Consider the following 6,294-nt stretch of genomic DNA (forward strand, 5'->3'; position numbering starts at 1 on the left):
ATACAATGGATTTAACATTCGCCTCCATCACTGAAATTGCTGCTGCGGTAAAGTCAAAAAAAGTCAGCGCCAAAGAGGTGACAGAACATTTTCAAAAACGGATTGAATCATTGGATGGAAGGCTCAATTCTTTTTCCTCCAAAAACGCCCACGCCATTCAAGAGGCGGAAGCCATTGATGCTCGCATTGCCAAGGGCGAAGACGCAGGCCTGATGGCAGGTGTGCCTTTTGGAATCAAAGAGATGTTTTGCACGAAAGGCCTGACGACGACAGCGGGCTCAAAAATTCTTGAGAACTTTGTGCCCCCGTATGATGCGACGGTTGTTGCGCGCCTGAAAAAAGCAGGAATCGTGGTTATGGGGAAACTCAATCAAGATGAGTTCGCCATGGGCTCTTCCAATGAAACGTCCTTTCACGGGATTGTTCGCAATCCCTGGAACTTAGAGTGTGTTCCGGGGGGCTCTTCAGGGGGTTCTGCCGCCGCCCAAGCGGCTCGCTTGGTGGTGGGTGCTTTGGGAACAGATACAGGGGGCTCGATTCGCCAACCCGCAAGCTTTTGTGGAATTGTAGGTGTAAAACCCACTTATGGGCGCGTGAGCCGCTATGGAATTATCGCGTTTGCTTCTTCTTTGGATCAAGCCGGCCCCATGGTGAGCAGTGTGAAAGATGCGGCTCTGACTTTGGAAGTTATTTCTGGTTTTGATAGTCATGATTCAACGACAACTCAAAAGTCTGTTCCTGCGTGGAGTCGGCATCTGAAGGCGGATGTCAAAGGTATGAAGATTGGCCTGATGAAAGAGTACATGGCGGGCGGCCTGCATCCCGACGTGCAAAAAACTGTGGAAAACTCCATTGAAACATTGAAAAAAATGGGAGCCGAAATTGTTGAAGTTTCTGTTCCAATGACGGAGGTCGCAGTTCCCGTTTACTATCTTGTGGCGGCCAGCGAGGCCTCCTCGAATTTAGCTCGATATGATGGGGTTAAATATGGGTATCGAGCGGACTTTAAGAATCTCTCTGCGATTGATTTAGAAGAGTTCTATAGCAAGACCCGCGGGCAAGGTTTTGGAAAAGAAGTCAAACGCCGTATCATGTTGGGGACCTACTGTCTTTCAAGTGGATACTATGATGCTTACTACAATAAGGCCGGTCAGGTTCGTCGCCTGATCATGAATCAATATCTTGAGGCTTTTAAAAAATGTGACGTCATCTTGAGCGCTGTGACTGCGGCCCCGGCTTTCAAAATCGGTGAACGGATTTCTGATCCGTTGACGATGTATCTTAACGACATCTTTACGACATCAACAAATCTTGCGGGTCTGCCAGGAATGAGTGTTCCTTTTGGGATGTCTCAAGACGGTCTTCCTATTGGGGTGCAGCTGACGGCAGGACACTTTGAAGAACAAAAGATGTTGGATGTGGCTTACGCCCTTGAAAGCGCTTCTCCGGTGAAAGGAAAAAATCCACATGTCGTATAGAGGTTTTGAGGCCGTTATTGGAATTGAAATTCACGTACAATTGAGTACGGCGACAAAAATGTTTTGCGCGGACTCTACGGAGTTCAATGCCGGAGACAACGAAAACACATCACCCGTCAGCACCGGGATGCCCGGCACACTGCCCGTTCTGAATAAGAAGGCTGTGGAATATTCCATAAAAACCGGATTGGCTTTGGGTTGTGATATTCGTCGCAAGTCTGTTTTTGCGCGTAAAAACTATTTCTATCCGGATCTTCCCAAGGGTTACCAGATCTCTCAGTATGACCAGCCTTTGTGTGAAAATGGCACGATCTCTTTTAAAGTCGACGGCGTGGAGAAGACCATATCCATTACTCGCGCGCACATGGAAGAAGATGCCGGAAAATCCAGTCATCACGGTGAATATACGTTAATCAACTACAACCGCTCTGGGATTCCTCTGTTAGAGGTTGTCTCTGGTCCCGACCTGCGATCACCCGCGGAAGCGGCGGAGTACGCGCGAACGATTCGTCAGATAGTCCGTTATCTTGATGTCTGCGACGGAAATTTAGAAGAAGGATCTATGCGTTGCGACTGTAACGTGTCCGTACGCAAAGTCGGTGCGCCACAATTTGGAACCAAGGTTGAGATTAAAAACATCAACTCGTTTCGTTTTGTCGAAAAGGCGATTGAATACGAAATCGAACGCCAAATCGACGCCGTTGAGCGCGGAGAAAAAATCATACAAGAAACTCGTCTATGGGATCCTGACAAGAATCGGACATTCTCAATGAGAACCAAAGAGGACGCTCAAGACTATCGTTATTTCCCAGATCCAGATCTTTTACCGGTGATCGTTACTGACAGCATGATTGAGCAGTACCGCAGAGAACTGCCGGAGCTGCCGATTGCACGCGCCAAGCGTTTCCAAATTGAACACGCTCTCCCCGAATATGATGCTCTGGTGCTGACGATGGAAAAAGCTCTTGCTGACTTTTACGAAGAGACCGCCAAAGAGTCTAAAAACTTTAAAGCCTCCTCAAACTGGATCATGACGGAACTTTTAAGAGAGCTGAATCAAGCCAACAAAGAGATCAAAGATTCTCCGATCAAACCACAGCAACTTGGGCGCATGATTGCCTTGATTGATAAGGGCACAATATCCGGAAAGATCGCAAAAACGGTTTTTCAAGAAATGTGGCAATCGGGTAAAGATCCCGAAGTGGTCGTTAAAGAAAAGGGACTTATTCAGATCTCTGATCCTGCGGCGATTGAAAAAATCGTCGATGATGTTTTGGCGGCGAACGCACAAACCGTGGAAGATCACAAAACGGGCAAGAAGAAAAATCTTTTTGGATTTTTTGTGGGTGCCGTGATGAAGGCCTCTAAGGGACAAGCAAATCCCGAGTTGGTAAATAAAATTCTTCAGGAGAAATTGAAGTAAAATGAAAGTCGCTGCACTTGATCTGGGAACCAACACATTTTTATGTCTGATTGCCGAGGGTAACGCCGAAGGCATCACCAAGGTCCATAAGGATTTGATGCAGGTGGTGCGTTTGGGCCAAGGTGTCGACAAGACCGGAGAGTTTCATCCCGAGGCCCTGCAAAGGGCGCGCGAGACTCTCACGCAATTTAAAAAAGAAATCGACTTGCAGGGTGTTGATCAGATTCTCGCCATGGCCACCTCCGCAGCTCGTGACGCAAAAAATGGTCGTGAGCTGTTTAAGATCGGTGAGGATCTGGGAATTCCTATTCAAATTATTCCCGGCGAAGATGAAGCCCGGATTACTTATCAAGGCGCAACGGCGGGCCTGGCCGACAACGATAAAACCTCGTTGGTCGTGGATGTGGGGGGCGGTTCAACAGAACTCATCGTCGGGCGAGGCTCACAAATTCTTTTTGGAGAAAGCCTTAATATCGGAGGAGTTCGTTTGACGGAAAAGCTTGTGAGTGTTCAACCCGTTCCTCCTCACGAACAAACAGCCGTTGAAGACTATATTGCGCAAGAATTGCAAAGGGTGCTGCCAGAATTAAGAAACGAACGCATTGATCAAGTCATTGCCGTGGCGGGCACGCCGACCTCTTTAGTTGCGATTGAGGTCGGGGGCTTTGATGAAAAAAAAGTGGATGGTTTCTTCTTAAAGAAAGAGCGTCTTCAATATTGGGTGCGTGAGTTTGCCGCGACCACCGTCGAAGAGAAGAAAATAAAATATCAATTGGGGGGCCGCGCCGATATTATTTTTGTCGGGGCTTCCATCCTCTTGGCGGTCCTCGAGGCGCTTCATTTGCCTGGAATGATTGTCTCAACAAAAGGAGTTCGTTATGGTGTTGCTCTTGAAATGCTTAAAAAGAAGTAAAGGCCTCATTACCAAAATAGTTTTTCTTTCGGCCTTCTCCTTTTTGTTTTTTCTGACCTCCGCTCACGCGAGTGAATTCAAGACGCGAAAGATTAAGTTGGGACCTAAAACCTTGGTCGTGGAAATTGCCGAGACGCCGGCGCAACACGAACGTGGTCTTATGTTCAGGGAAAGTCTAGGTCCGGACGAGGGGATGCTCTTTATCTTTAAAAATGAAGAGACTCGTTTTTTTTGGATGAAAAATACTTTGATTGATCTTTCCATTGGCTATTTTGATAAGAACGGGACCTTGGTCGATATTCAGGAAATGAAGTCGGGCAAAGGAATCCCCGAGCCGCAACTGGCCTCTTATCCCAGCGCAAAGCCAGCTAAATATGCTCTTGAAATGAATAAGGGATGGTTTGACAAAAACAGAATTAAAATTGGCAGCAGGCTTAAGTTTCCTTAGAGCGAAAGTCTAGGGGTTTTATTAATATTTGCAAGCCTTCTATCTTGTGCTTTAGATTGTTAATAACGCTTTACTGAAACAGTATGTTTCATAGCATCACTCAAGGATGAACACATGATGAAAAAACTCGTTATCTTGCTAGCGTGCTTAGGTCTGGCTTTTCAGCTAACAAGCTGTACGTCTAAAGATAATCATGCGGATACAGAAGTTGCCGCTGATCACGATTCTGCCGATCTTGAAAAACTTGACGGCGAAGAATCGCTAGAAATCGCAGGCGATGATTCTTTGGCGAGCGATCAACTCCCTGAGGATGCTCTGGGCGAAACAATCGCAGAGACCACCACGACAACAGAAACAACAACGACCACGGCGGAATCAACGGTTGGCGACAACAAAGCGACCACGGAACAGGTCGACATTGCGACCAGCTCAGAGACTTTGCCAGCAGATCCGTTCACAGAGGCGACAGATGCTCCACCACCTCCTGCGGAATCTTCCACAACAATCGTAGACTCTGCGTCGCCGACCACGGAAGACAATACGACCATGGTAGAAAGCACAACAACAACCAAGAGCACGACGACAGTTGTTGAAGGTTCTGAAGCTCCCGCTAAAGTCAGCGCGCCTTTACAAAAAGTGGCAACGACTCCTTGGAAAGTGGGAAAGACGTTGTACAACACCGTGTACTTCGCGCGTCCCGGAGACTCTTTGTCTGGTATCAGTCAGATGATTTACGGTGCGGATAAGACGGCCGAGTTAAAGAAGGGAAATCCAACATTCAACTCGCGCGATGTTCGTCCTGGCGACAAGGTTTATTACAACTCTCCTCATCGTCCAGAAGATGCGACTCGTATCGTGACCTACTATGAAGATAACGGCATGGCTCCAGAAGTTTATGTGGCTAAGTCTGGGGATAACATTCGTGCGGTGTCTAAAAATCTTTTGGGATATGACAATGCTTGGAAAGAAGTTTGGTCTAGCAACTCTGTAGACTCTAAAGGCAACATCGCTGAAGGCACGGAGCTTCGTTATTGGAAAGGTGGGGCTATGGCTGCGGCAGCACCTCATCAGGAAGTGGCAGCCGCCGTAGGTCAGGAACCTCAAGCTCCTGCAATTCCGGCTCCTCCAGCTCAGGAAGAGATGATGCCTCCTCAACAAGCCCAAGGCGAAATTCCTCCTCCACCAATGCCTGAACAACCAGGCATGGAGATGGCGCCACCACCGCCTCCTCCAATGGAAGTGGCTCAAGAGCAACACATGGCTCCTCCACCACCGCCGCCAGTTGAAGCTGTGAATCCACCTGCTCCCCCAGCTCACGCTCCACAAATGGCCGAGGAAGCACCGACGGGAATGGATAACGATACGACAATGGCATTGGCTGTCGTTGGTCTTGCCGCCGCAGGTCTCGCTGTTCTTATTGTGATGAGAAAGAAACGAAAGCAGAAAGAGCTTGAGCAACAAGCGATGGACCACACTCACGTAGGAACATAAGTTTTTTGAAGATTTTCGATGAGTAAAAAAAGAAAGAGCGAGTTTTCACTCGCTCTTTTTGTTTTGGATCTAACCAACCTTTTTAAAGATGGTATCCATGAGGGATCGCCGATCGCTTCGGCTGTTCTCCACGAAGTAAATCAAATCATCGACGATTTGCACGTCTCTGTTATTCACAGGCATGAATTTGACCCCACAACCTAGAGAGTTCGTCCAGATCACATGAGCGGCGACTTTGCGCTCGCGACCTGCGACGATAAAAATAAGGTTTAACTTTTCGTTGGCGCGTACATCTCCGCCCGTAAACTCTAAAAAGGCTCCCGTGATGCTGATATTTTTAAGCGTGCCTTTGGTCTCTTCGCGCGCATAATTGCGCTTGAAAGAAACCTCGAGGTTAAGAGGGGTTCTTGGTGCCGGAACTGTTACAGTATCCTCCACGTTAGACTCCTTGTGCTTAATAATGGAATAATATCCTTTCGGCATTACTTACGAAAAATTAATAGGTGGTCGAGCTCATTTTTATTAAAATGACGTAAATTTT

The 6,294-nt window shown here is 47.6% G+C and carries 6 protein-coding genes; 5 read left to right on the forward strand and 1 reads right to left on the reverse strand.

Going from position 1 to position 6,294, the window contains the following annotated elements; genetic code table 11:
* Positions 1-5: 5 nt before the first annotated feature.
* The 5 genes from gatA to ACM64D_RS12130 all read left to right on the forward strand — a co-directional run bounded on the left by gatA (position 6) and on the right by ACM64D_RS12130 (position 5,753).
* Positions 6-1,478, forward strand: a complete 1,473-nt coding sequence (gene gatA / locus ACM64D_RS12110) for an Asp-tRNA(Asn)/Glu-tRNA(Gln) amidotransferase subunit GatA (protein WP_415063484.1) — start codon at positions 6-8, stop codon at positions 1,476-1,478.
* The gene (gene gatB / locus ACM64D_RS12115) at positions 1,468-2,901 is read left to right on the forward strand and encodes an Asp-tRNA(Asn)/Glu-tRNA(Gln) amidotransferase subunit GatB (RefSeq protein ID WP_415063485.1); all 1,434 of its coding nucleotides are present in this window, start codon (positions 1,468-1,470) and stop codon (positions 2,899-2,901) included. The genes gatA and gatB overlap by 11 nt, the downstream gene beginning before the upstream one ends.
* A gap of 1 nt (position 2,902) precedes the next feature.
* A complete protein-coding gene (locus ACM64D_RS12120; protein ID WP_415063486.1) occupies positions 2,903-3,814 on the forward strand; it encodes a Ppx/GppA family phosphatase in 912 nt (303 codons plus the stop codon).
* The gene (locus tag ACM64D_RS12125; protein ID WP_415063487.1) at positions 3,780-4,262 is read left to right on the forward strand and encodes a DUF192 domain-containing protein; all 483 of its coding nucleotides are present in this window, start codon (positions 3,780-3,782) and stop codon (positions 4,260-4,262) included. The genes ACM64D_RS12120 and ACM64D_RS12125 overlap by 35 nt, the downstream gene beginning before the upstream one ends.
* 114 nt (positions 4,263-4,376) lie before the next feature.
* Entirely contained in the window at positions 4,377-5,753 is a 1,377-nt protein-coding gene (locus tag ACM64D_RS12130; RefSeq protein ID WP_415063488.1) for an LPXTG cell wall anchor domain-containing protein, read from the forward strand.
* A gap of 69 nt (positions 5,754-5,822) precedes the next feature.
* On the opposite strand, the gene ACM64D_RS12135 is transcribed toward ACM64D_RS12130, so the two are convergent.
* Positions 5,823-6,191 (reverse strand): PilZ domain-containing protein, encoded by a 369-nt coding sequence (locus tag ACM64D_RS12135; RefSeq protein ID WP_415063489.1) that lies wholly within the window; start codon positions 6,189-6,191, stop codon positions 5,823-5,825.
* Positions 6,192-6,294: the final 103 nt, after the last annotated feature.

Origin of the sequence: Bdellovibrio sp., assembly GCF_047637665.1 — a bacterium.
In the GTDB taxonomy this organism is placed as follows: Bacteria; Bdellovibrionota; Bdellovibrionia; order Bdellovibrionales; family Bdellovibrionaceae; genus Bdellovibrio.

Excerpts from the sequence above, each read along its gene's own strand:
- gatA (WP_415063484.1), top strand. The coding sequence starts at position 6 with ATGGATTTAACATTCGCCTCCATCACTGAAATTGCTGCTGCGGTAAAG.
- gatB (WP_415063485.1), top strand. The coding sequence starts at position 1,468 with ATGTCGTATAGAGGTTTTGAGGCCGTTATTGGAATTGAAATTCACGTA.
- ACM64D_RS12120 (WP_415063486.1), top strand. The coding sequence starts at position 2,903 with ATGAAAGTCGCTGCACTTGATCTGGGAACCAACACATTTTTATGTCTG.
- ACM64D_RS12125 (WP_415063487.1), top strand. The coding sequence starts at position 3,780 with ATGGTGTTGCTCTTGAAATGCTTAAAAAGAAGTAAAGGCCTCATTACC.
- ACM64D_RS12130 (WP_415063488.1), top strand. The coding sequence starts at position 4,377 with ATGATGAAAAAACTCGTTATCTTGCTAGCGTGCTTAGGTCTGGCTTTT.